The 22,193-nt window shown below is 44.0% G+C and carries 23 protein-coding genes; 10 read left to right on the top strand and 13 right to left on the bottom strand.

Translation table 11 applies throughout. From position 1 onward, the window contains the following. From M0N77_RS01520 to M0N77_RS01510, 3 genes are all read left to right on the top strand, one after another. Nucleotides 1-453, top strand: coding sequence for a threonine/serine exporter family protein (locus M0N77_RS01520; protein ID WP_353102897.1), 453 nt, complete (start codon nucleotides 1-3; stop codon nucleotides 451-453). Between the two features lie 177 nt (nucleotides 454-630). Then, nucleotides 631-1,986 (top strand): glutathione-disulfide reductase, encoded by a 1,356-nt coding sequence (gene gorA / locus M0N77_RS01515; protein WP_353102895.1) that lies wholly within the window; start codon nucleotides 631-633, stop codon nucleotides 1,984-1,986. Between the two features lie 93 nt (nucleotides 1,987-2,079). Continuing rightward, entirely contained in the window at nucleotides 2,080-2,295 is a 216-nt protein-coding gene (locus M0N77_RS01510) for a hypothetical protein (RefSeq protein ID WP_353102893.1), read from the top strand. An 11-nt stretch (nucleotides 2,296-2,306) separates the two neighbouring features. Here the strand turns inward: M0N77_RS01510 and M0N77_RS01505 are convergent, their stop codons facing one another. The 3 genes from M0N77_RS01505 to M0N77_RS01495 form a co-directional block, all read right to left on the bottom strand. After that, complete coding sequence (locus M0N77_RS01505; RefSeq protein WP_353102892.1) at nucleotides 2,307-2,927, bottom strand: GNAT family N-acetyltransferase; 621 nt, start codon at nucleotides 2,925-2,927, stop codon at nucleotides 2,307-2,309. Between the two features lie 72 nt (nucleotides 2,928-2,999). Beyond that, on the bottom strand, nucleotides 3,000-3,614 hold the full coding sequence (locus M0N77_RS01500; RefSeq protein ID WP_353102891.1) for a GNAT family N-acetyltransferase: 615 nt from the start codon (nucleotides 3,612-3,614) through the stop codon (nucleotides 3,000-3,002). A gap of 111 nt (nucleotides 3,615-3,725) precedes the next feature. Next, nucleotides 3,726-5,333, bottom strand: a complete 1,608-nt coding sequence (locus M0N77_RS01495) for an FAD-dependent oxidoreductase (protein ID WP_353102889.1) — start codon at nucleotides 5,331-5,333, stop codon at nucleotides 3,726-3,728. A gap of 306 nt (nucleotides 5,334-5,639) precedes the next feature. On the opposite strand from M0N77_RS01495, the gene truD reads away from it, so the two are divergent. Beyond that, complete coding sequence (truD, locus tag M0N77_RS01490) at nucleotides 5,640-6,845, top strand: tRNA pseudouridine(13) synthase TruD (protein WP_353102887.1); 1,206 nt, start codon at nucleotides 5,640-5,642, stop codon at nucleotides 6,843-6,845. A gap of 51 nt (nucleotides 6,846-6,896) precedes the next feature. On the opposite strand, the gene M0N77_RS01485 is transcribed toward truD, so the two are convergent. Both M0N77_RS01485 and M0N77_RS01480 read right to left on the bottom strand, forming a co-directional pair. After that, nucleotides 6,897-8,375 carry a GGDEF domain-containing protein gene (locus M0N77_RS01485; protein WP_353102885.1) on the bottom strand — a complete coding sequence of 493 codons (1,479 nt, stop codon included), beginning with the start codon at nucleotides 8,373-8,375 and terminating at the stop codon, nucleotides 6,897-6,899. Between the two features lie 152 nt (nucleotides 8,376-8,527). Beyond that, complete coding sequence (locus tag M0N77_RS01480) at nucleotides 8,528-9,409, bottom strand: PHP domain-containing protein (RefSeq protein ID WP_353102883.1); 882 nt, start codon at nucleotides 9,407-9,409, stop codon at nucleotides 8,528-8,530. 248 nt (nucleotides 9,410-9,657) lie between these two features. Here M0N77_RS01480 and M0N77_RS01475 point away from each other — a divergent pair, with 248 nt between their 5' ends. The 5 genes from M0N77_RS01475 (at nucleotide 9,658) to M0N77_RS01455 (ending at nucleotide 13,843) form a co-directional block, all read left to right on the top strand. Then, entirely contained in the window at nucleotides 9,658-10,209 is a 552-nt protein-coding gene (locus tag M0N77_RS01475) for a septation protein IspZ (RefSeq protein ID WP_353102881.1), read from the top strand. Nucleotides 10,210-10,292: 83 nt separating this feature from the next. Further along, nucleotides 10,293-10,601, top strand: coding sequence for a YciI family protein (locus M0N77_RS01470; protein WP_353102879.1), 309 nt, complete (start codon nucleotides 10,293-10,295; stop codon nucleotides 10,599-10,601). Further along, nucleotides 10,601-11,065, top strand: a complete 465-nt coding sequence (locus M0N77_RS01465) for a hypothetical protein (protein WP_353102877.1) — start codon at nucleotides 10,601-10,603, stop codon at nucleotides 11,063-11,065. The genes M0N77_RS01470 and M0N77_RS01465 overlap by 1 nt, the downstream gene beginning before the upstream one ends. Nucleotides 11,066-11,112: 47 nt before the next feature. Next, a complete protein-coding gene (gene mnmC, locus M0N77_RS01460) occupies nucleotides 11,113-13,167 on the top strand; it encodes an FAD-dependent 5-carboxymethylaminomethyl-2-thiouridine(34) oxidoreductase MnmC (RefSeq protein ID WP_353102876.1) in 2,055 nt (684 codons plus the stop codon). Between the two features lie 73 nt (nucleotides 13,168-13,240). Further along, nucleotides 13,241-13,843 carry a hypothetical protein gene (locus M0N77_RS01455; protein ID WP_353102874.1) on the top strand — a complete coding sequence of 201 codons (603 nt, stop codon included), beginning with the start codon at nucleotides 13,241-13,243 and terminating at the stop codon, nucleotides 13,841-13,843. A 45-nt stretch (nucleotides 13,844-13,888) separates the two neighbouring features. Here M0N77_RS01455 and M0N77_RS01450 read toward each other — a convergent pair whose 3' ends face one another. From M0N77_RS01450 to ffh, 7 genes are all read right to left on the bottom strand, one after another. After that, complete coding sequence (locus M0N77_RS01450) at nucleotides 13,889-14,536, bottom strand: DUF4112 domain-containing protein (RefSeq protein ID WP_353102872.1); 648 nt, start codon at nucleotides 14,534-14,536, stop codon at nucleotides 13,889-13,891. Next, on the bottom strand, nucleotides 14,529-15,467 hold the full coding sequence (gene ubiA, locus M0N77_RS01445) for a 4-hydroxybenzoate octaprenyltransferase (protein WP_353102870.1): 939 nt from the start codon (nucleotides 15,465-15,467) through the stop codon (nucleotides 14,529-14,531). Before ubiA ends, M0N77_RS01450 begins: the two co-directional genes overlap by 8 nt. A 14-nt stretch (nucleotides 15,468-15,481) precedes the next feature. After that, complete coding sequence (locus M0N77_RS01440) at nucleotides 15,482-15,721, bottom strand: hypothetical protein (protein ID WP_353102869.1); 240 nt, start codon at nucleotides 15,719-15,721, stop codon at nucleotides 15,482-15,484. Between the two features lie 57 nt (nucleotides 15,722-15,778). After that, nucleotides 15,779-16,639: a class I SAM-dependent methyltransferase gene (locus M0N77_RS01435; RefSeq protein ID WP_353102867.1), complete on the bottom strand. Its 861-nt coding sequence runs from the start codon at nucleotides 16,637-16,639 to the stop codon at nucleotides 15,779-15,781. Further along, entirely contained in the window at nucleotides 16,629-17,471 is an 843-nt protein-coding gene (locus M0N77_RS01430) for an undecaprenyl-diphosphate phosphatase (RefSeq protein WP_353102865.1), read from the bottom strand. Before M0N77_RS01430 ends, M0N77_RS01435 begins: the two co-directional genes overlap by 11 nt. 179 nt (nucleotides 17,472-17,650) lie before the next feature. Then, nucleotides 17,651-18,343 (bottom strand): tRNA (adenosine(37)-N6)-threonylcarbamoyltransferase complex dimerization subunit type 1 TsaB, encoded by a 693-nt coding sequence (gene tsaB, locus M0N77_RS01425; RefSeq protein WP_353102863.1) that lies wholly within the window; start codon nucleotides 18,341-18,343, stop codon nucleotides 17,651-17,653. Between the two features lie 115 nt (nucleotides 18,344-18,458). After that, nucleotides 18,459-20,015 (bottom strand): signal recognition particle protein, encoded by a 1,557-nt coding sequence (gene ffh / locus M0N77_RS01420; RefSeq protein WP_353102861.1) that lies wholly within the window; start codon nucleotides 20,013-20,015, stop codon nucleotides 18,459-18,461. 243 nt (nucleotides 20,016-20,258) lie between these two features. Here ffh and M0N77_RS01415 point away from each other — a divergent pair, with 243 nt between their 5' ends. Beyond that, entirely contained in the window at nucleotides 20,259-21,050 is a 792-nt protein-coding gene (locus M0N77_RS01415) for a cytochrome c biogenesis protein CcsA (protein WP_353105543.1), read from the top strand. A 101-nt stretch (nucleotides 21,051-21,151) separates the two neighbouring features. On the opposite strand, the gene purU is transcribed toward M0N77_RS01415, so the two are convergent. Beyond that, nucleotides 21,152-22,045, bottom strand: a complete 894-nt coding sequence (gene purU, locus M0N77_RS01410) for a formyltetrahydrofolate deformylase (RefSeq protein WP_353102860.1) — start codon at nucleotides 22,043-22,045, stop codon at nucleotides 21,152-21,154. Between the last annotated feature and the right edge of the window lie 148 nt (nucleotides 22,046-22,193).

Raw genomic sequence — 22,193 nt, 5'->3', positions numbered from 1 at the left:
ATGTGGTTTATTGAGACCGTCGTACTGTCTTGTATTATCACCCTTGGCTGGACGCTAATGTTTAGCGTACCCAAACGCTATATTTTGCCGTGTCTGCTGATGACGGCGTTTGGCTTCGGACTAAAAACCGCCCTTGTCTATCAGCACATTCATCTGGCGGTGGCCAGCTTTTTTGGGGCGATGCTTGCCAGCTTTTTGGGCGTGTATTTTTCTAAGAAATATACCTTACCGCCCAAAGCCTTAATCTCACCCAGCGTCATCTGTATGATGCCAGGTATCGCCGCTTATAAGGCGATGGTCAGTATGGTGCAGATTGGTTACTTTGGCTTTTCAGACGAGTTATTTAGCCAAATGATGGTGTATTTATTCGAAGCCTTGTTTGTGACTTCAGGGTTGGTACTCGGCTTGTCCATTCCTGGGCTGTTATTTTATAGACGGCGTGCCATAGTCTAGGCAGGTTTAAGTGGGTTTAAATGAGATTATTATGTGTTAGGCTATTTTTGTTTAAATACTTTTATAAACTGATGCTAGCTGGCACACCCTTATGATAAAAAACTTGTAAGATGGATTATCCATACCCATTACAATAGAGTTCAAAACTGTACCGAAACTTAATGAAGAGACATAACAATGACAAAGCATTACGATTATATTTCTATTGGCGGCGGTAGCGGCGGTATTGCCTCCATTAACCGTGCAGCAAGCTATGGCAAAAAGTGCGCGATTATCGAAGCGGAGGAATTAGGCGGCACTTGCGTCAATTGGGGCTGCGTACCCAAAAAGGTGATGTGGTACGGCGCGCAAGTCGCCGAGGCGATTGAGAAGTACGCGCCAGACTACGGATTCGAGGTTGAGTTAAAGAATTTCGATTTTCAAAAACTCATTCAAAGCCGTCAGCAGTACATCGAGAATATCCATCGCGCTTACGACAATAACTTAGCTAAAAACGGCGTGGAAGTGATTAAAGGCTTTGCTAAATTCGTCGATACCAATACGGTTGAGGTCAATGGCGAGCAAATCACTGCTGACCATATTTTGATTGCGACGGGCGGTCATCCTATTTTCCCTGATATTCCAGGCGCAGAGCACGGTATCGATTCTGATGGCTTCTTTGAATTGACTCATTTGCCCAAACGCGTCGCTATCGCAGGCGCAGGCTATATTGCTGTTGAAATCGCAGGCGTGCTCAACAGCTTAGGCGCTGAGGTGCATCTATACGTGCGTCAGCATTCGCCGCTACGCTCGTTTGATCACACTATCGTTGAGACCTTGCTCATAGAGATGGAGCAAGACGGTATTCATTTGCACACCAACACTACGCTCACTGAAGTCAATAAAAACGAAGATGGCAGCTTAGAGCTATTTACCAAAGATGGTACGCTAGATACGGTTGATTGTCTGATTTGGGCGATTGGCCGCGCGCCGTCTACTGACAACATCAACCTACAAGTAACGGGCGTAGAAACCACCGAGTTTGGCAAAATCAAAGTCGATAAATTCCAAAATACCAATGTCGATGGTATTTACGCGGTCGGTGATATTATCGAAAATAGTATTGATCTGACACCAGTTGCCATCGCCGCTGGTAGGCGTCTGTCTGAGCGCTTGTTTAACAACAAGACCAATGAGCATTTGGTTTATGATTTGATACCGACGGTTATATTTACTCATCCCGCTATCGGTACTATTGGTTTATCTGAGATTGACGCGGTGGCGCTACATGGCAAAGACAACATTAAGTGCTACACCTCGACCTTTACCTCGATGTATAGCGCCGTGACTCAGCATCGCCAAAAGTGCGTAATGAAGCTGGTGTGCTTAGGTGAGGAGGAAAAAATCATCGGCCTACATGGCATCGGTTACGGTGTTGATGAGATGATTCAGGGCTTTGCGGTAGCAGTGAAGATGGGCGCTACTAAAGCTGATTTTGATAATACTGTTGCTATTCACCCGACCGGTTCAGAAGAGTTTGTGACCATGCGTTAGCTGCTATTATTTAGTAGTGACTTAAATACAGGTAATAGTCTGTTGTTACTGCTATTATAGCAGCACTATAAATCGTTATAAGATGGTCACAAAATGATTGGATGGCAGGTATATCTTTATATCTTACCCGTGGGTTTAGGAATTATGACATTAGCGGCCAGTCTACTGTGCTTGTTTGCTTATTTAATGTCTGATGATAACGCCACTCGCCTGCCAGCCTTTACTTGGTTTAAACGTCTTATCATTGTGGCCTTTGTTTTACTAAGCATTGGTATCTTTATGACGGTTAAATACTTTTGGGTGCGTTAACTATTCAACACTCAGCTTGGTAGTGGTAATGCTTTTTTTATCTCGATAAAGTATAAATCGCCGTTGTTGGACTCACCCTTACTATCATTTTCCAAAAAAGGCTGGGTGTTGCCCGTACAAACATAACCGCGACGCTGATAATAAGCTAGCATTTTATCGCGGCCTTTTAAGACTAGCATCTTAATCGAATTCTCATTTGCTGAGCTCTCAGCTGCCGATTGTGCAAAAGTTGTATTGTTATAACAAAAATAGCGCTGTATAAAGACCTCTGCTTCTGCGAGCAGCGCACTACCAACCCCACTGCCTTGCAAGTCAGGGTTGACTGCAAACAAGCCAATATAAGCGCTATTATCTTCAATCGCTACGTTGATACAGCCTAATATCTCACCAGTTGCTTGACCATTCTCTGTCTGCGGATAGACAAATAAATACTGCTGATTATCCTCAATTACGGATGTCAATTCGGCTACATTGGTGCGAATACCGCCAACTAATTCAGTTTCATGGGTCCAGCCTTCAAAACGATAGCTACGATTGAGTAAAGTTTCAAGCTTTGAGATATCTGATGCTAATGCCGGACGCAAAAACACTGGGTTAGGTTTTGATTGATTAGCTATAGAACTAGTAGTCATAGTATTCTCATTTTTAGTGACGATAGCCAAACGAACAACTTGTCCAAATGCTAGAAAAACCAATAATAACTTTTATTCCGCTATAAGCTTTTCTAACTCCAACAGCTCTAAGCCTGCGCGCTTAGGATCGCCATTATTGCCATCGATTGGAAACGGCTCGCTATGCCCGGTCAGTTGATAGCCGCGGCGCTGATAATAAGCGAGTAGCTCAGGACGATGACTTAAGATACTCATGGTTAAACGGCTAGGCTGAGTAACTAAGGATTTGTTATTAAGCAAATGACGCTTAGCAAAACTCTCAGCAGCCTGCAAAATGACATTACCTACTCCCGCTCCTTGCAAGTCTGGATGCACTGCAAACATCCCGATATAGCCATCGTTACTTTTATCAGACTGGGTTTTTAGCTCAACTGCTATAGAGCCTAATAGCTCGCCGGTCTCAGCTCCCTCGCGTTCTCCTGTCTTAGTTTTTGGATAAACAAAAACATAGTGCTTAGGGTTATCAATGACGCTGGCAAGTTCGATCTGTGTGGTGCGAATACCCGCGACTAAATCGGCTTCATTGGTCCACCCTTCGGCTTGACGATAGCAGCGATTTAATAGGGTTTCTAAAGCGCTGATATCATCGGTAGTCGCTTGGCGTAAAAAAATATTTTTATTTTTGTCGCTATCAGCATTATTTGTCATTATTATCTTCTCAATTTTTGCAGTCAAAATTTAAATAAAAAAGGCTGACCTAAAAAATTAGATCAGCCCTTATCATAATTATTAGAATAGGGTTCGTCTATGTAAATTATTTTACGGTGATAGAGCATGTGCCTGATCGATGATATCGAATCCAGCATTAAGCTGCGCTCTAGTAGGAGCCACTCCGCGGCGCAGCAACTCACCAAAGGCGATCAGCTCTTTGTCGCGGCCAAGAGAGCTTGCCGCCGTAGCCCGTGTATTCTCGCCTTCATCATCAAAGTAGTATTCGATATAGTCCATCTGATCTGGCGAGCCAAATAAGATGCCTTTATCTGGAGTTGCCGCATGACCGCTATAGCGTAGGCTTTTGCCGTACTGCATGGTCCAAAAGAACGGTACGCGCTGTTCAAGGGAGACGACATTGTCTTCATTTAAGATAGCAGCTGCAGTTACTAGGCCATGCTGCAGTGCCACGCGCCAATGCTCGATACGCAGACGACCCATTTGACCCTCAGCCTTGGCAATATCGCCAAGCGCATAGACGCCGTCTCGTAGTTGCAAGCGCTTATCGACCTGTACGCCGTCAGGATCATTGACCTCAGCTAAGAGCTCTGTACGTGGCGAGACTCCTGTTCCTAAGATGACAACGTCGGCGTCAAGGCGAGTACCATCGCTTAGCGTCACGCCGCTTACGTTATCCTCTGTACCGTTGATCTCACTGACTCCAGCGCCAAAAGCAAAGGTAACGCCTTTATCTTCATGAAGGCTAATCAAGGTATTGCTCACTGTCTCAGAGACGATGTTTGCCATGACGCGCTTACTTCTACCGACAACGGTGATAGAAGCCGCTTTGCCTGCCTGTATTAGCGCAGAAGCCACCTCCATTCCTATAAAGCCTGTGCCTACTATGACCACTTTTCTGCCGTCAGTCGCTTGTTTGATAGCTTTGGCATCATCCATAGTGCGTAGGGTATAGACACCCGATTGCTCAGCGCCTTTGATAGGCGGTATGGTTGGCTCGGCTCCCGTTGCTACTACTAAGAAGTCAGCGGTTTGAGTCTCGCTATTGCCATTAACGTCTTTTATGATAATACTACTCTCATTAGGCAGTACTTCACTGACGACTTGATTGAGACGCAGATCGATGTTGTGTTTTTGCGCCCAGTCGTTACCACCTAGCATAAGATGCTTCTCATCCATCTTTCCGGCCAAAAACATCTTCGATAACAAAGTACGGTTATAAGGCGCTTTATCATCTTTACTAATAATAGTAATCTTGCCGCCATAACCTATTTGACGCAAATGATGCGCTGTCATAAAGCCTGCTGCCCCGCCCCCAACGATCATAGTGTGCGTCTGAGCTAATTTGTCGTTATCAATTGAATGATCTATTTTGGCAGCGGTATTGATAGTCAAATTATCGCCATCATCACTTAGCTCATATTGGGTCAAACCGCTGGTCGCTACTGGTTCTAACAACCGGCCATCAGTACTATCAAAGGTACCATGATGCCAAGGACAGACGATGCGATTACCACAGCGTAAGCCCTCACCTAAATCGGCACCCGCGTGAGGACATTTACCATCAAAAGCGCGAAAGCTGTTATTATCACGAGTGATTAACAAAATGCTATCATCTTGTTGTTTAAAAGATTTCATGCCACCATCTGGGATGTCGGCTTTGCTAATAGTGATTGTGTGAATCTTATTGTCAGTCATAAGTTATCCTTAACGGTGGCGATTGCTGCCGAATAAATGAACGGCCTGTTATTGAGGTTTAATAATTATTAAGCTAAGCTTTTATTACTATATTGATAAATAAGTAGCAGTAATAGGCCTAATCAATAGTAACAATCCTACAAAGCCTACGATGTTTTTTTGTATATCTAGCGCGTTGCAAAACGTAACTTTTATACTTAATCTCAAGTCTTTTAAATTCAATTTATAAAAACTGACTCAAACCTAATGCTATTCACCTCTTAGACTATTTACCCAACCTTTTTTTAACGAGTTAATGACTATTTTATGACTGTTATAAATCCACAAAATTTTGAATCTACTATTGATTTGGCAGCGGCGACTAATACTGCCACTCTCCCGCAGCCTATGACGCCGCCTATTGAGCAAGCTACCTATAAAGCTCAAGTAGCCGACTTTGTGGTTAATGAGCGATTACCGCTAGACTTTACTAATGAGGGCGAGCATCTTTGGCTGCATATTGAAAAATCAGGCATCAATACCGCTTATTTAGCCAAACTACTATCAGAATGGGCAGATATTCCCTTGCGTGATGTCGGCTACTCCGGTCTAAAAGATAGGCAAGCGCTCACTACCCAGTGGTTCAGCCTACGTATTCCCAAAAAACAACTGCCTGCTACTGAGTTTGCACCGGTTGATATCAAAGAGCAGGAAACTATCAGAATTCTTGCACAGCACTGGCATAATAAAAAACTAAATCGCGCTACTCACGATGCCAATCAGTTTGTAATTACTTTGCGAGATTTAGTGTTTACCGATGATTCAGGGCTAGCCGATAATCAAGCTCTCGTTGAGCAGCATCTAGCAACGATTAGCAAAACTGGGGTACCTAATTATTTTGGTCCGCAGCGCTTTGGTTTTAATGGTAATAATATTACAGAGGCGCTAAAGTTATTTGCTAAAGAGTCTGATAACAGGTTGGCAAACCCCGCGGCTAATACAATGGCTAATACAACCTCAGCTAAAAAGAAACCTAAGCGTAAAGGTGCTCCCCGAGAACAAAACTCAATGGAGCTATCAGCAGCGCGTAGTTTGATCTTTAATAAAATATTGGCAGCAAGAGTACGAAATGGTAGCTGGGATACAGGGTTAAATGGCGAGGTTTTTAATCTAAACGGCTCAGGCTCAATATTTGCCAGCGAGCAAATAGATGATACCTTACGCGAGCGCTTAGCTAGCGGTGATATACACCCAACAGCGGCAATGTGGGGTACTAGTAATGATAAAGTAACAGCAGCTGCCGCCGAGCTTGAAAATGACGTAGTGCAGCAAGATTTTTTGTTAGCTCAATTAGCGCGCGGCTTAGAGCAGCGGGATATCAAAGCGCAAAGACGGGCGCTGCGTTTGCCTGTAGAAGACTTGAGCTGGCAATGGCTTGCGGGACGTACGCTAGTATTAAGCTTTACCCTGACAACTGGCAGCTTTGCAACTAGCGTTTTAGCAAGTTTAATTAAACATCTAAAGCTACAGTAACTTTAAATCTTAAGCATTAGAGTCCTTGACTATAGGTAATTAGGTAAAGCTCTAAGTCACATAACTCGATTTGACGCTTACTATATCCTGTTTTTCTTCTGCCAATAAATCATTGGCACTGATCACTTGGTTGCGGCCTCTACCTTTCGCCTCATAAAGCGCTTTATCAGCGATACTGATTAAATATTGGCAAATATCTTTGGGCAATTGTTGCTGTGAGTGCGATGAAGAAACTATTTTGGGATGATTTGAATTTAATTGTCGCGATTTAAAGAAACCAAATCTATTAGGTCTAAAGGAACTAACTTCAGCTGAACTATGATGCCTTTGTTTAATCACTATAAGCTCGTCTGAGGTTAGCGTATAAAGGCCTAAACTAGTAGTAACTTTGAAACGATCCCCTTCATCTGTTTCAATAAGGTACTGTCCAACGCTTTGTCTTAGGTGTTCTGCGATTTTCATGGCCTCATCATGTGCGCTATTAGGTAATACAATCAAAAACTCCTCACCACCATAGCGACTAATAATGGCCTGCGTAGTCGATAATGAGTCGATTAGAATTTGAGCGACTTCTCGTAACACCTGATCGCCCGCTTTATGACCATAATTATCATTGACTTGTTTGAATGAATCTAAATCCAATAACATCACACTATAATCTTCAGTATCTTTGATTTCAGCCAAGGTCTGCTGCATTTTAGTTAGTCCGTAGCGGCGATTATCTAAAGTGGTGAGCTCGTCTTGATTGGCATGCTGTAATATCTCTTTTCTACTGTCATCTAAGATCAGTAGCAGTTGCTGAAAGGTATAAACCATAAAAATAGCTTTGGGTATCGCTAAGTAGACATGAGTTGAGCGCCAAAAAAAAGTCGATGAGCGCTGTAGCTCACTAATATGCTTCCAGCCTAAGCTCTCTTTACTAAAGCTCGAGCTGGCAATAGCGTTTTCTATAACCATAATCTCGTTATAGGTAAGACCATCGTAAACATCAACTAAAGGAGAGATAACCGGTATTTGGCGCAAATTAGGCAAATCAATACCGAAATAAGGAGAAGTGATAGCTAATAGAATGAGTAGTATTTGTAATAAAAACACTCTCCAAACGTAACGACGCCTCATCAGCATCATACCCAGCATAGCGCCGCCAACTAAAGACACTCCTGCAACTAGGCTACTATAACCTACTACTACAATGATAGAAGTAATATAAATGGTATAGAGAATAACCAAGATGATTTGCCATCGAAGCAGTCGCTGATAATCATTTTTTATATTTACTAAATGCCCAACCATCCACCAAAAAATAAATGCAGCAACAGTGACGCCTAACCACATGGGATATAGCAAGGCCATATTGACGTAGTTATCTGCCGCCCCCCGATAGCACCAAACAGATAAAAACCACAGCCAATGCGAAACCACTTCTATCACGATAAATAAAGCTAGCAGGGAGGTACGATCTGCTAGCTGCCATTCAAATATAACCTGAGAGAGTTTCTTATAACCTAATTGGTGTATCGAGATAGCCATTAATACGCAGCCGCATATGGAGTGATGTATATTAAGTTAATATTATAGAATATTCTTGGTATTAACAATAACATTGCGACCAATGGACTAATTAGAAGTAAACAAAAGTACATTAAAAACTTAATTTGTTATCTTAGGCTTTTGGATGCTATTTATAAGGTATGCTTAAAAGACTGCCAAATACCTCGCTGGTTTGCCTCCAGTTTGGGTACATCGCCCAAACGACGCCAAGGCATATTACTACCATGAAAGTCGCTACCAATAGAAGCGGCCAGCTGATGCTCTTCGATACTACGATCAACCATACGCCGTGTGCTTAGCGGCTCACTATTAGCGGGCAGCTCACAAGCCTCACCGCCGAGCGCTGCAAATTCGCTGATCAATTTACGAACTCGTGTCGCTGAGAGATGATAACGGGTGGGATGAGCTAGCACTGCTTTACCGCCGCAAGCTTGAATAAGCTCAATACCACGCTCCATACTCAAGGCTTCAATGGGGACATAAGCTGGCTTGTTATCTGCAAGATATTTATCAAAGGCTTTTTGCACCGTTTTGACCTCTCCGCGCTCGTAGAGTACTTGACCGATGTGCGCTCGTCCTACCGCTTGCGGATTGTTACCTGCTTTGACGCAGACTTGCTGCCATAGCTCATCGTAATCAATAGCGAGTAGCTCGCTAAGCTTTTCGGTAATACGCTGACCACGACTGGCGCGGCTGTCTTGCAATTGCTGTAAGGTCTCATGCATCTGCTGACGATCGCTAAAGTCTAAACCCAACACATGGATGATTTTATTAGTTGATTTATTCTTGCCATAACCGCCACTTAGGGTATGCTCACAGCTTATCTCAACACCGTTAATGAGCTGCATACCGCAAGCATTAGCGGCAATGCTAGCTTCATCAATGCCTAATAAAGTATCATGATCGGTCAGTGCCAATACCTCAATTCCTGCAGCATGAGCGCGTTGCACTACCTCAGTAGGAGCATAAGTACCGTCAGAACAAGTGCTATGACAGTGTAAATCTATTTTCATGAAATTGGCCTTAGGTTGGTTTAGCAGTATTAGCAAATGAGAATTGAGTGTGAATAAAAAACAATAGATAGCTCGTGTTTCGGTAGTTTTTTTAATCTTTATGACAGCTGATAGTCATTTTATCGTGTTTTGAGCGCTCATTGACATAGAGCATTGTTATATATGACTATCACAGCGTTGATTGCTTTTTTTTAGCTCAGTAGAGGTGTAAACTAGGCTCTACGTTTTTGTTGGACACCCCATTCGTTATGAAAGCCTTACTAGACTTTATCCCCTTAATTGCTTTTTTTATAGTAGCCAGACAAAATGGTATTTTGGCAGCGGCAGGTGCTCTGCTTATTGCTACTGTGCTTGTTTATGCTATTCATTTTATTCGCCAAAAAGGTAAGTTTGACAAGCAGCAATGGGTAGTTTTATTACTCACGATCGTCTTTTGCGGCGGCACTTTATTGCTGCGTGATGACGTTTATTTGCGTTGGAAATCACCTATTATCAATGGCATTTTTGCCCTAACGTTATTTGTTAGCGCCGCTATTAATAAGCCGTTGATGCAGCTGGCTATGAAAGAGGTCTTTACCCTAACTATGGCGGGTTGGAAAAAGCTGACGATCGCTTGGGCTTTATTTTTTGTATTAATGGGAACTCTTCATTATATCACGGCCTTTACTATGTCTGATGAAGCTTGGATTAATTTCAAAACTTATGGCTGGGTACCTATTATGATAGTCTTTGTGATCGCGCAGTTTGCGGTATTAAAGAACCATATCAACCCTGCTCTCACCGATAAAACCAGCAAATAGCTTAACTCGTATAAAAACACGCTATTTAACTGCTAATGTTAATATTCATTAACCGTTATTACTATTATTTTTGAGGAGAACTAATGTCCTTATTTGTCATTATTGGTCATGATGTGGCTAATAGTAGCGCTAAGCGGCAACAAACTCGCGCTGAGCATGTTGAGCGTTTGCAAGCACTAGAGCGCGAAAATCGTCTTGTTGTCGCTGGCCCCACTCCTATCGAACACGGTCTTGAAGCTATGTCAGGTAGCGTGATTATCGCTGATTTTGACTCTTTAGAGGCGGCGCAAAATTGGGTAAACGCTGAGCCTTATCTGCGTGATGGCGTGTATAGCCATGTAGATATCAGAGCTTTTATTCATACACTACCTAGCGATAAGGTTATCTCATAGTGAGTCAAAGTTATTCCTCTCTCGTTTTGCCAGCGCTTAGATACGCTTTAGCTAGCCTATTGTCTATAAGTCTAATTATCGGCTCTTTTGGCGCCCACGCCGCCTCAGCGATACCTGCCTCTGAGCCTAATGTAGCAGAGGCTGAAGAGATAGCAACGACACCAGCCACGTCAACGCCGAAGAACAAGGTAAAACCAGCGGCGACTACAGATGCTGATGGCAAACCTACTCTAGCAGCAGAGCTACAACCGACCGATAAAGCGCTATCTGCCGCCAATCAACAGCTCCTTAGTCGCAATGCGCAATTACAAAGACAGGTCAACGACTTACAAACTCAGGTCAACGTCTTAGTTTATGAGAGCCAAGGTCAGCTGTTTTTATACGGCGCTTTTACGGTATTGATAAGCTTATTAGTAGGTATTTTTATCTCTTGGCTAGTCTTTGTCCGCCGTGAGCGCTGGTAGCGGTTAGTTAGTGATTTTAGTTCATAAGTTTTGTTATTGAGCCTGTTATGTCTACTCCTTCTCTAAGCTCTACAGACTATTCAAACATTATTCGCCCTGCCAATATCAAGTGGGAGAGTGATGATACCGGTAATAAAGTGCCGGTATCTGGTGAGTTTGGTGATGTTTACTTCTCTCATGCTGATGGTTTGGCAGAGTCGCGCCACGTTTTTATTGCTGGTAATCAGCTCCCTGAGCGGTTAGCGGCACTTGCCTTTGATCAATGCTTTACTATCGCCGAGTTAGGTTTTGGTACGGGTCTAAATTTATTAGCCATCTGGCAGTTGTGGCAGCAGTTACGCCGCAAAAACAATCATCTAGCCACAGCGCGCTTGCATTTTATCACTACCGAAAAGCATCCTATACCGCTAGATGATCTGACAAAAATACTGGCTATATGGGCGCAGCGTGCTCCTGAGCTGACAGATACTATTAACCAGCTATTAGCGGTTTATCCTACGCTTATCGCAGGCTGTCATCGTCTGCATTTCGCTAAAGATAATCTAACCGTTGATATCTGGCTTGGCGATGCAGCGCTAAGTTTGACCAAGTTAGCGACGGATACTTTAGTAACCGATAGCTTAGACAAAAAACCGCATGTCGATGCTTGGCTGCTAGATGGTTTTGCGCCTTCGTGTAATGAGTCTTTATGGGCAGAGGCAGTATTTGAGCAAATACAGCGCTTATCTACGACTGGTACTACCGCTGCCACTTATAGCTGTGCAGGAGTGGTAAAACGCGCGCTACAGAACAACGGCTTTAGCATCAAAAAAGTCAAAGGTTTTGGGCGTAAGCGTGAGATGCTCACGGCTATTATGGAAGAGAGATCAGCGCTAAATAACCCTAATAGCCAGCATAGCAATGACCACAGCACCCACCATATCGTTATCGGCGCAGGAGTTGCTGGATTAATGATAGCTTGGTCATTAGCCAATCGCGGTATCAAAATCACCTTAGTCGATAAAATAGCTCCCTTGGCGGGCGCTTCAGGTAATCCACGTGGCCTACTTGCGCCGAAGATGACGCCTATTCATCATGTTGATGAGCACTTGCATACTATTGGCTATCTTTATAGCAGCCGCCGCTATCGTCAGTTTAATGAGCAAGCAACAGAGCACGATATGTCTCCTATTATCGAGATGACCGGCGCGCTTGATTTACTACTCAAAGCCAACATCGATAGTCGTCAAGTTGCTGATTATCCTGACGATATAGCCACCACTTTATCTATTGATGAAGCAAAAGTGCTTACAGGTTTGCGGCAGCAGGATTTGACCGAAAACCTCTATCTACCGCAGTCAGGCTTAGTTAATCCGCAAGCTTTAAAGGACATCATCCTTAGTCATCCGCTGATTCGTTTTGTACCGTTAGAAGTTACTCAAATAGATGAGAAAAAAGAGCATGTAAGCGTTAGCGGATATCAAAATTCTGAGAAAACCGCTCCCAAACAGCTTACCTTAACCGCCGATAATGTGGTGATTTGCGCCGCGTTTGAGAGTCACAGGTTAGATCAGCGTATCTTTGATTGTCGCAAAATTCGTGGGCAGCTGTCTTGGTTTATCCCTACTACTGAGCAGCTAGCAAACTTGCCAAAATTACCGCTGAAATATGGCGGCTACTGTGCGTTATTTACCCCAAAAAGGGGCGATAATCATTTAAATCCAGTAATCGAAAATGAGCCGCAGTTTTTACTGGGGGCAAGCTTTGTGCGTAATGATATCGATACCGCTATTCGTACAGATGAGCATGAGCTTAGCCGTAACAAGTTAATCAAAGCCATTCCTGAGCTTGAAGCTGTGATTCCAGCGGATACTAGTCATTGGCAAGCGCGCGCTGGTATTCGCACCCAAACCCCTGACTATCATCCTATTGCCGGACAATTGGCCAATAGCCAGCGTTTATGGGTGATGAGTGCGATGGGTGCTAAAGGTTATGCTTATGCGCCGATATGCGCTGAGGCTCTAACCGCTATGATGCTAGGAGAATTTGGCCCTTTATCTAGTGAGATGCTTGATAAATTATCGCCAAGTCGCGAGAGATTAAAAACGTCTTTAAAATCGTAGCAAGATACTTTTATGCCTCTCGTTTATTTTTACTACCTACAGCGCTTTGACTACAAATAATAAGATATTCACTATGAAAAATGTATTGATGACTCAAGCTAAAGCCTTTTTGCGGCCTATTATCATTTTAAGCTTATCTAGCTTGGTAATAACCGCTTGCCAAAAAGAGCCCGAAACCGAAACCGTAATAGTAGAAGAGCAAGCAGCGCCTATCACTACTAGCGCTGACGAGGCTATCGCCCAAGATGCGGCAGTCGAGCCAGACACTGCATTAACTGACAAGCATGATGTTAAGCTAGAATCGCTTGAGAATAATATCGGCGCGGCAGGCGTGACGCCAAATGCCCAGACCACTACCCCTAGTCCAGAGCAAGATATCAAAGGCACACAGATCACTGATGTGACTTATCGTAGCGCTAGTGGTGAGACTTTATCGGTAGTTTTTGAGACATCAGCGACTGGCGTGTTAAACGCTATTGTCACTTTGCCCAATAAGCCAAAGATGACTTTAAGCGCGCCTGAAGGCCAAGGTAATAATCCAACTTATCGCTCAAAAGACGGCAATATAGAGCTCGTCAGTCATGGCGGCGGTAGTAGTATAGATTTGCTACAAAACGGCAAAGTGACCAGTTACGAAGCCACTAGCGCTGAGGCTGAAGTCGTCACTCAGCCTTAGTACTCAGCCTTAATTTTGGGTCTAATGGTGGCTAATAAAAAAGCCTTAAGAAAATAGGCCAATCAGCCATTTAATCATTGTCCAAAGTCCTAAAACCACCAAGAGGATGATAATTAGCCCTAAAATATCAGGAATGTGCAAATAAATCCAAGCGACGATAGGATTGCGCCAAATAGCGCTTTGACGCTGCTTATCTTCCAAGCTTTGATGCAAAAATGGCCTATCTAAATGCGTCGTCTCAGTGATGCCGTACTCGTCTTGTAAGTGCTGATGGACAATGGTTAAGGTTTTGCGGCTAGGACGAATAAAGATATCAAGTAAAGTGCCAATGCCGGGCACTATTCCTACTACGGTATCAACCAGTGCCAGCTGCACCGCTGGGGTCATTTTACTAGCCGGTACGCCTAATTGACGGCCTAATATAAAGGCGTAACTGGTCAATATCAGACCGGCTATATCACCTGCTAACGGAATGGTTGACAGCGCCGCATCCGCGCCCAAACCTTGCTGAGTAAAAGGAATGCGGACTACCGAATCCATAGTATTAGCAAACTTGGCAAGCTTACGCTCAGTGGCAATTACCTGCTCGCGTGTCAAGCCATGTTCGGCAAGATTGATCTCATAAGCCGTTTGTATCTCATTAGCGACTGGTTTCTTTGAGTAACGTTTGAATGAATCGGATAGTTTAACCATTAAAGGTGGTCCATATACAAGATATAGCGACTAAAGCAAATAGATAGCGTCCGACCCAAATATTAGCTAAAAAAGCTTGAAAGCATGGTATAGGCTGACGACTAGCGCAAGCACTGTTTTGTTTGGTAAACATCATCGCTACTAACGCTAAGCCAAAGACCGGAATAATGCTCAAGCTAGTCAGCGCAAAGTAATGCCACAGTACCACGCCCATAATTAATAAAAAAGTTACTTGCAGGATAGAGATAATAACGATGTCAAAACGCCCAAATAAGATAGCGGTGGACTTGACGCCAATTTTGAGATCATCTGCGCGGTCTGCCATTGCATATTGGGTATCATAGGCGACCGTCCAGCACATATATGCAATGAACACTAGCCAGCACCAAATATCTGGCGCGCCTTGTACTGCTACATAGGCCATCGGTATCGCCCAACCAAAGGCGGCGGCCAAAAACACTTGCGGCAAGTGGGTAAAGCGTTTCATAAACGGATAAATAAAAGCTAGCACCACCGCAGCAAGCGACCAGTAAAACACTTGTATCGGTAAGAACAGTAACAGGCTAGCACTAAGTATAACCAACACTAAAAATGCAGCGATAGCCTCACGCCCAGAGAGGCGACCATCCGCTAAAGGGCGACCTTTAGTGCGTGTTACATGACCATCGACTTTACGATCGGCAAAGTCATTAATCGCACAGCCCGCTGCTCGCATCAATATTGCTCCAAGCGCAAAGATGATAAATAGCTTTAGACTTGGCAGGCCAGCTACTGCCCCTTGCTGCTGCGCTTGCCCCATAGCCGCTAGCATCACTCCCCACAAAGTTGGCCATAGCAATAGCTCAATACCTACTGGCTTATCAAAACGGGTTAATTGCATATAAGCGTATAATTTTTGTTTTAAGCTCAAAGGCATGCGAGTAGTAGTCATAGGTTTACGGCTCTTTACAGATTTTGGTACAGACGGTTGGCTTCCACCATAGAGATTTCAGGATACTGCTTACGCAGTGCTTTGATAGCGGCAACTTTATTACCTTGGACGTTTTGCTGACGCAGATAGCTTATATATGCCTGCGGCGCACGTAGCTTTTTGAGCTCCCCTTCCAAACGTAAAATGCGAGTACGCAGAATAATATTAATAAGCAATAATGCAGCCCCTGCTGCCCAAATAATAATAATTAACATTGCTCTCTCCTAAGCTAGCTGCTACAGCTGATAAATATAAATAACAATAATATACCGCTAAATAAAATAACCATCGAAACGCACTGCCGCATTATGCCAGCTCTCATCGGGCGCTTTATTAGCCAAAAATGGCGCTTGCTGGGGTCTTTTTACAACAACTCGACCTTGCTTTTTTGAGCTTTGACTAACGAGAGCTTGAGCGCTTTGTAATAACTGCTGCTCCTCAGCTAGGGTTGGCGGCTCGGCTAATTGATGCAGCGCTTGCATCTGCTTGCCTACTTTAGCGCCTTTGCCAGTCTTGCTATCTTGATAGCTATCTGCTGGAAACATGGGATCTAAATAAACCACATTAACAGCTCTTTTTGCTTCGTCAAAATTATTAGGCAAATGAGCAAAATAACTTAGCGCGTCGCAATTGATGATAGTTAAGCGCGCCATAAGCTTTTGCCAGTTGGGCTGCTGACTCATGCGCTGCTGCTCAGCCAGCAATAATAATGCCATGAGCGGCTGCTGCTCAAGCATCAATACTTGCGCGCCCGTGCTCGCTAATATCAAGCTATCATGACCAAAGCCAGCGGTGGCGTCTAGCACTTGAGAGTCTGCGCTAATCTTGGCTGCTTGCAAAATCAGCTCCGATTTGCGCCCTGCACTGACCACTCGCCGCTGCAATTTATCCCACTCTGGCGCGACGCTTAGACCACCGCTTACTAAAGACAATTTATGTTTATTATCTAATATTAAAGCCGCTTGCTCAGCTGCAGTGTTTAACTGTACTAAGCGCTGCTTAAGCTTTCCCTCAATCAGTTCAGGAATAAGTACTATTGGTAAGTTATGGTCGCTGATTAAGGTTTGCAGACTGTCAATAAACGACAGCTGCGCGTTATCCACATAAAGGAGTTTGGTATGATTAGCCAGCAAATTGATACCCAAAACCCCAAGCGGCGACTAATACAATGACGCCTGTGACAATACGTAGCCAAGCAAAGATAGTGAAATCACGACGACTCACCCACGCCACTAGCCAGCGAATACACAGTAGTGCCACGATGAAGGATACTACCGTTCCTATCGCTAACACTAGCCAATCCTCGCTATTAGTCAGCACCTCATGGTGTTTGAGCAAATCAAGTAAACCGGCACCAACAATAACCGGAATACCCAAAAAGAAAGAAAACTCTGCCGAAGCTTTACGCGAGACGCCAAGCCAAAGCGCGCCAATAATAGTCGCACCAGAACGTGAAGTACCTGGTATCAGAGCTAAGCATTGAAACAAGCCTATCTTTAGCGCGGTTTTGAAACTGACGTCTTCCGCCTCTTTTGCAACGATAGTTTTGGGACGCTTTTCGACATAAAAGATGAGTAAACCGCCGATAATCAGCATGATAGCAACGACGATAGGATTAAACAGATAGGTTTTAATCTCATCGGCAAAAGCGAAGCCGACTATCATCACTGGGATGGTAGCGATAATCAGACTAAAGCCCAGCTGGCGCGGGTTTGCCATCGTATCGGATTGACCGGTAATCAAGCCCATCAGCGCTTGCCACAGCCTGCCCCAATAGTCGTAAATTACCGCGAGGATAGCGCCTAGCTGCACTACCACCACGAACAGATCGACTTTTTCTTTCGTCCAAAAGCCCATTATATCAGCGGATAAAATTAGATAGCCGGTGCTAGAGATGGGTAAAAACTCAGTGATACCTTCAACAATACCCATGATGACGGCTTGAATTAATAAAATAATATCCAAAATCGCTTTCCTAACGACAGACGCAGTGCCTGATTGATATGAATTAAAGTTTACTGCTAAATAAAGCAGATTTATACCGCTATATAGTGGATTTATTATAAAAATGATACAGCGAAACTAAGATGAATTTTGCGCTGAAATATCATGTATCTATTTTATTTAGGATCGACTATAGAATCTTAAGCTTTGCCTTGCTCTTTTAAGGTTTTCCAAGCCTGATTGCGCAGATACTTGGGTAATGCTCTCGCCGCTTCTGTGCCGCCATCTACCCTAAACTGCACAATACCGAGTTGCCCGATAACGCTAGCATCTGGCCAAACATCTTCATGACTAAGTTGCTCATTATGCAAAGTGAGCAGGTTTGAGCCATTACCTACTATTGGCAGCTTAAGCTTAGTTTGACGCTCATAATCTACTAGTCGCTCAGTGCTGTCTGCTTCTGCATCAGTATGATTGAACACGGGCTGCATTATCGATTGATCTAGCGCGTACTCACCAAAGTAGACTTGCTGCATGCGCGCATCAAGAGCGCTATACACATGGGTCAAGCCGTATAGCTGATAAGCCCTTTGCGCGATGGCTTGCAGGCTTGAGACGCCAACACAAGGCAGATCATGAGCCACAGACAACGCTTGCACCACCGCAGTATTGATTCGGATACCACTAAAAGCACCCGGACCACGATTAAACATCAAAGCCTGTACATCGCTAAGCTTAAGATGACTAGCTTGTAAAGCGGCGTCTATCATTGGCAGTATTTGCCGAGTTTGCTCACGTTTGCCTTTTTCGGTTTGGCTAAAGAGGACTTCACCTTCGCCGTCCAAGATGGCAATTGAGCACTGATCAAACACGGTATCCATAGCTAAAAACATAATGACCTCAACAGTGACCTCAATGATGCTTATATAATAATGACAGTTAGATAGTTAAAGCCTCAAAGCTAGGACTAGCTTTGAGGCTTGGCGATCTGTACTGGTAATGATTAATCTAGAAACGCTTCTTAAATCCTTTTGGTGCTTGGTTTTGCATCTCTTGAATTTGTTTTTGCATATCCTCAGTGCTTGGCATGTTATTGGGATCGAGTCCCATTTGTTTGGCTAAGTCGGCTTGATTGACATTTTTTATACCGCCTTGTCCTTTAGCATTGCCACCGCCAAATAACGGACCACCGCCGCCGCTACCTGCAGCGCCGCCACCCATCAGCCCTTGCATAGATTTCATCATCTTACCGATACCTTCGGGCTTGGAGATCATTTTCATCATTTTTGCCATCTGCTTATGCTGCTTTAAGAGGCGATTGACGTCTTGAATCTCACGACCGGAGCCAGCGGCAATACGGCGTTTGCGGCTAGGATTGATCTTATCAGGGTTTTTACGCTCATAGGGTGTCATTGAATTAATGAGCGCTTCCATTTCGCGCACTTTTTCTTCAGGTTTGGCTTCTTCGACCGCTTTTTGCATATCAGAGCCGCCCATTCCTGGCATCTTGTCTAAAAACCCTGCCATACCGCCCATACTTTTCATTTGTTGGAACTGGGTCAAGAGATCCTCAAGGTCAAAGTCGCCACCTTTTTGCATCTTTTTCGCCATTTTTTCGGCTTTATCGCGGTCAATTTTTTGCTCCACCTCTTCCACCAAGCTTAAAACGTCGCCCATACCAAGGATGCGTTGGGCAATACGCTCAGGGTAGAATAGCTCTAGCGCATCTAACTGCTCGCCGCGACCTAAGAACTTGATCGGCTTACCGGTGATAGCACGCACCGATAAAGCGGCCCCGCCACGCGCATCGCCGTCAGTTTTGGTTAAAATGACCCCCGTCAATGGCAGCGCATCATTAAAGGCTTTGGCGGTATTGGCCGCATCTTGACCCGTCATGGCATCGACGACAAACAGCGTCTCAGAAGGATTAACCGCCGCTGTTAGCGCCTTAATCTCATCCATCATCACCTCATCGATAGCCAAGCGACCAGCGGTATCGATAATCAGGATATCTTGATATTGAATCTTCGCCTCTTCAATAGCGCGGCGAGCGATATCAATTGGGTTTTCATCGGTTGTCGAGTTGACAAACTTAGCGTTAACTTGGCCTGCGACTTGCTCAAGCTGCTTGATGGCGGCTGGACGATAGACGTCAGCGGAGACTAGCATCACCTTTTTCTTTTGGCGCTCTTGTAGATATTTAGCAAGCTTACCAGCGGTTGTGGTTTTACCCGCCCCTTGTAGACCGGCTAGCAAGTAGACCACTGGCGGCTTGCCCGTCATCTCTAACTGCTGATTGGCGCTACCCATCATCTCGGTCAGCTCGTCATGGACGATTTTGACAAAAGCTTGCCCTGGCGCTAATTCTTTGAGCACCTCAGCCCCTAGCGCTTGCTCTTTGACGCGCTTGACAAAATCGCGAGTGACAGGCAGTGCTACATCCGCCTCCAATAGCGCCATGCGCACTTCACGCAAAGTGTCTTTAATATTATCTTCGGTCAACTGTCCTGTGCCTGCGATATTGCGCAAGCTCGATGACAGTCGTTCGGTTAAGGTATCAAACATAACTTATTCCCATTGTCTTATTTCTTAATTTTGGTGAATGTTCTATATTCTGTGCTTTAAATACTGTTTTGGCTATTGTATATTTTTTAGTAAAAAAAGAATAAATGAGATGATTCTCAATTAGGGGCTATTTTATGATAAATTGGACTCTTATTCTAATCATACCATTTTAGCAGTAACTTGAGCGCCACTGCGTCATAATTGCAATACTGCCGCGCTCTTGATACTCCATGAGGCATGCCTGTGTTACTTGCGTTTGTGATTGCCAGTATGGCTTATATCGCGGTCAGTCTTTATTTGGGTTGGGCGCTGACGACTAATAGAGTTATTCATAAAACCCTTAGCCTTGGTCTATTATTGATAGGGATGGGGGCGCATGCGCTGTTGTTATACCCTTATATTGTCACCCTTTATGGCCTAAATTTTAATCTATTTAATGTGCTTAGTCTAACTAGCCTATTTTTCTTATTGTTTTATGTGCTGTTTTCATTATACCGACCTATTGTCAGTTTAGGTATTTTGGCCGCTCCAACTGCGCTACTAGGTATGATGGTAGGCTATTTTGGCCGCGCACCTTATCAGCCGCTAACTAATGTCAGTCTCGGTCTTGAAACTCATATCATTCTATCATTTGCCGCCTACTGCGTGCTGCTTATGGCAGCGGTACAAGCGCTATTTTTGCGTCTACAAATCCGTGAGCTCAAACACAAAACCATTCACCGCTTTTGGGTCAACAAACTGCCCTCACTACAAAGCATGGAAGGCCTACTATTTGATATGATCTTGGTCGGCTTTGTACTGCTTAGCGTTGCGCTAGGTTTTGGCTTTATTTATGTTGAGGATTTATTGGCGCAGCATATCGCGCATAAAACCGTATTTAGTATCCTATCTTGGTTATTATTCGGCGCATTATTGATTGGGAATTGGCGAGGCGGCTTACGAGGCAAACGTGCTGCCAATATGACCATTTATGCGTTTATACTATTAGCAATTGGCTTTATTGGCAGTAAGTTTGTATTGGAGCTTGTGATTTGAGCGGGTTATTTAAGTCGCAGGTTATTTAAGTCTTAGTTAGCAAGGTTTATTAAAGGCTAATAGCGTCAAAAAACCCTCAATAAATCTCAAAAACTGTTTTATTAATTAAAAACCACAGTCTTATTACCAGCGACAATTACGCGATTTTGTACATGCCAATTCACCGCACGTGCCAGCACATTACGCTCGACATCGCGGCCTATGGCTCGCAGCTCAACAACTCCTTGTCTATGCGTGACTCGGTGCACATCTTGCTCAATGATAGGCCCTTGATCGAGCTCTGCGGTCACATAATGAGCGGTCGCGCCAATGAGCTTCACGCCTTTTTCATAAGCTTGCCGATAAGGATCAGCGCCTACAAACGCTGGCAAGAATGAATGGTGAATATTGATAATTCGCATTGGCCACTTTTTTACAAAGTCCGAGGATAGTATCTGCATATAACGCGCAAGTACTAATAAATCATTATCTGCCATTAGCTTATTGATCTGCGCTTCTGCCGCCGCCTTAGTATCTTTAGTCACTGGTACATAATGAAAATCGATACCGAAATTCTCTACCGCTTGGCGCAAGTCCTCATGATTACTCACCACTATCGTAATAGCGCAGTCGAGTAAACCACGCTGATGACGCCATAATAAATCAAGCAGCGCATGATCAAACTTTGACACCAAAATACCGACTTTAGTCTTGATAGCATTGTTATGCAGCCGCCAAGTCATATGATAACGCTTGGCTACGGTATGAGCGAAGCTGACTTCAAAATTCTCAATAATAGCGCTCAGCTCTGCTAGTGCAAACTCCAACCGCATAAAGTACTGTCCACCCTCATGCGCGGTTGAGTACTGATCAAGCGTAATAATATTACCGCCATAGCGATGAATAAATTCAGAGACCGCTTGCACGATGCCAGCTTGATCGCGGCACTTTATTAGGAGGGTGGCGGTATCGGTGGTAATGTTATTGTTAAGCTCTTTCGATTGTTTATCTGACATAGTGTGCTCTATTAGATTTTAATAACTTAGGTTAAGGTGGTTTATAAATAAAAAACCCTCAATTAATACTGAACTGACCCCCATAAGTTGTGTCCAACTTATGGGGGTCAGTTCATACTGAGGGTTTTTTATTTATAAAAACTTAAGG

The organism is Psychrobacter sp. AH5 (assembly GCF_040371085.1).
Taxonomy (GTDB): Bacteria; Pseudomonadota; Gammaproteobacteria; order Pseudomonadales; family Moraxellaceae; genus Psychrobacter.
This window is presented reverse-complemented; position numbering and strand designations above follow the sequence as displayed.

Bases quoted from the DNA above. Each gene is read 5' to 3' on its own strand.
- gorA (WP_353102895.1), top strand. From the start codon at position 631: ATGACAAAGCATTACGATTATATTTCTATTGGCGGCGGTAGCGGCGGT.
- tsaB (WP_353102863.1), bottom strand. From the start codon at position 18,343: ATGTTTTTAGCTATGGATACCGTGTTTGATCAGTGCTCAATTGCCATC.
- ubiA (WP_353102870.1), bottom strand. From the start codon at position 15,467: ATGACTACTACTCGCATGCCTTTGAGCTTAAAACAAAAATTATACGCT.
- M0N77_RS01505 (WP_353102892.1), bottom strand. From the start codon at position 2,927: ATGACTACTAGTTCTATAGCTAATCAATCAAAACCTAACCCAGTGTTT.
- truD (WP_353102887.1), top strand. From the start codon at position 5,640: ATGACTGTTATAAATCCACAAAATTTTGAATCTACTATTGATTTGGCA.
- M0N77_RS01520 (WP_353102897.1), top strand. From the start codon at position 1: ATGTGGTTTATTGAGACCGTCGTACTGTCTTGTATTATCACCCTTGGC.
- M0N77_RS01495 (WP_353102889.1), bottom strand. From the start codon at position 5,333: ATGACTGACAATAAGATTCACACAATCACTATTAGCAAAGCCGACATC.
- ffh (WP_353102861.1), bottom strand. From the start codon at position 20,015: ATGTTTGATACCTTAACCGAACGACTGTCATCGAGCTTGCGCAATATC.
- M0N77_RS01480 (WP_353102883.1), bottom strand. From the start codon at position 9,409: ATGAAAATAGATTTACACTGTCATAGCACTTGTTCTGACGGTACTTAT.
- M0N77_RS01485 (WP_353102885.1), bottom strand. From the start codon at position 8,375: ATGGCTATCTCGATACACCAATTAGGTTATAAGAAACTCTCTCAGGTT.
- M0N77_RS01440 (WP_353102869.1), bottom strand. From the start codon at position 15,721: ATGTTAATTATTATTATTTGGGCAGCAGGGGCTGCATTATTGCTTATT.
- M0N77_RS01450 (WP_353102872.1), bottom strand. From the start codon at position 14,536: ATGGTTAAACTATCCGATTCATTCAAACGTTACTCAAAGAAACCAGTC.
- M0N77_RS01510 (WP_353102893.1), top strand. From the start codon at position 2,080: ATGATTGGATGGCAGGTATATCTTTATATCTTACCCGTGGGTTTAGGA.
- M0N77_RS01475 (WP_353102881.1), top strand. From the start codon at position 9,658: ATGAAAGCCTTACTAGACTTTATCCCCTTAATTGCTTTTTTTATAGTA.
- M0N77_RS01455 (WP_353102874.1), top strand. From the start codon at position 13,241: ATGAAAAATGTATTGATGACTCAAGCTAAAGCCTTTTTGCGGCCTATT.
- M0N77_RS01500 (WP_353102891.1), bottom strand. From the start codon at position 3,614: ATGACAAATAATGCTGATAGCGACAAAAATAAAAATATTTTTTTACGC.
- purU (WP_353102860.1), bottom strand. From the start codon at position 22,045: ATGTCAGATAAACAATCGAAAGAGCTTAACAATAACATTACCACCGAT.
- M0N77_RS01470 (WP_353102879.1), top strand. From the start codon at position 10,293: ATGTCCTTATTTGTCATTATTGGTCATGATGTGGCTAATAGTAGCGCT.
- mnmC (WP_353102876.1), top strand. From the start codon at position 11,113: ATGTCTACTCCTTCTCTAAGCTCTACAGACTATTCAAACATTATTCGC.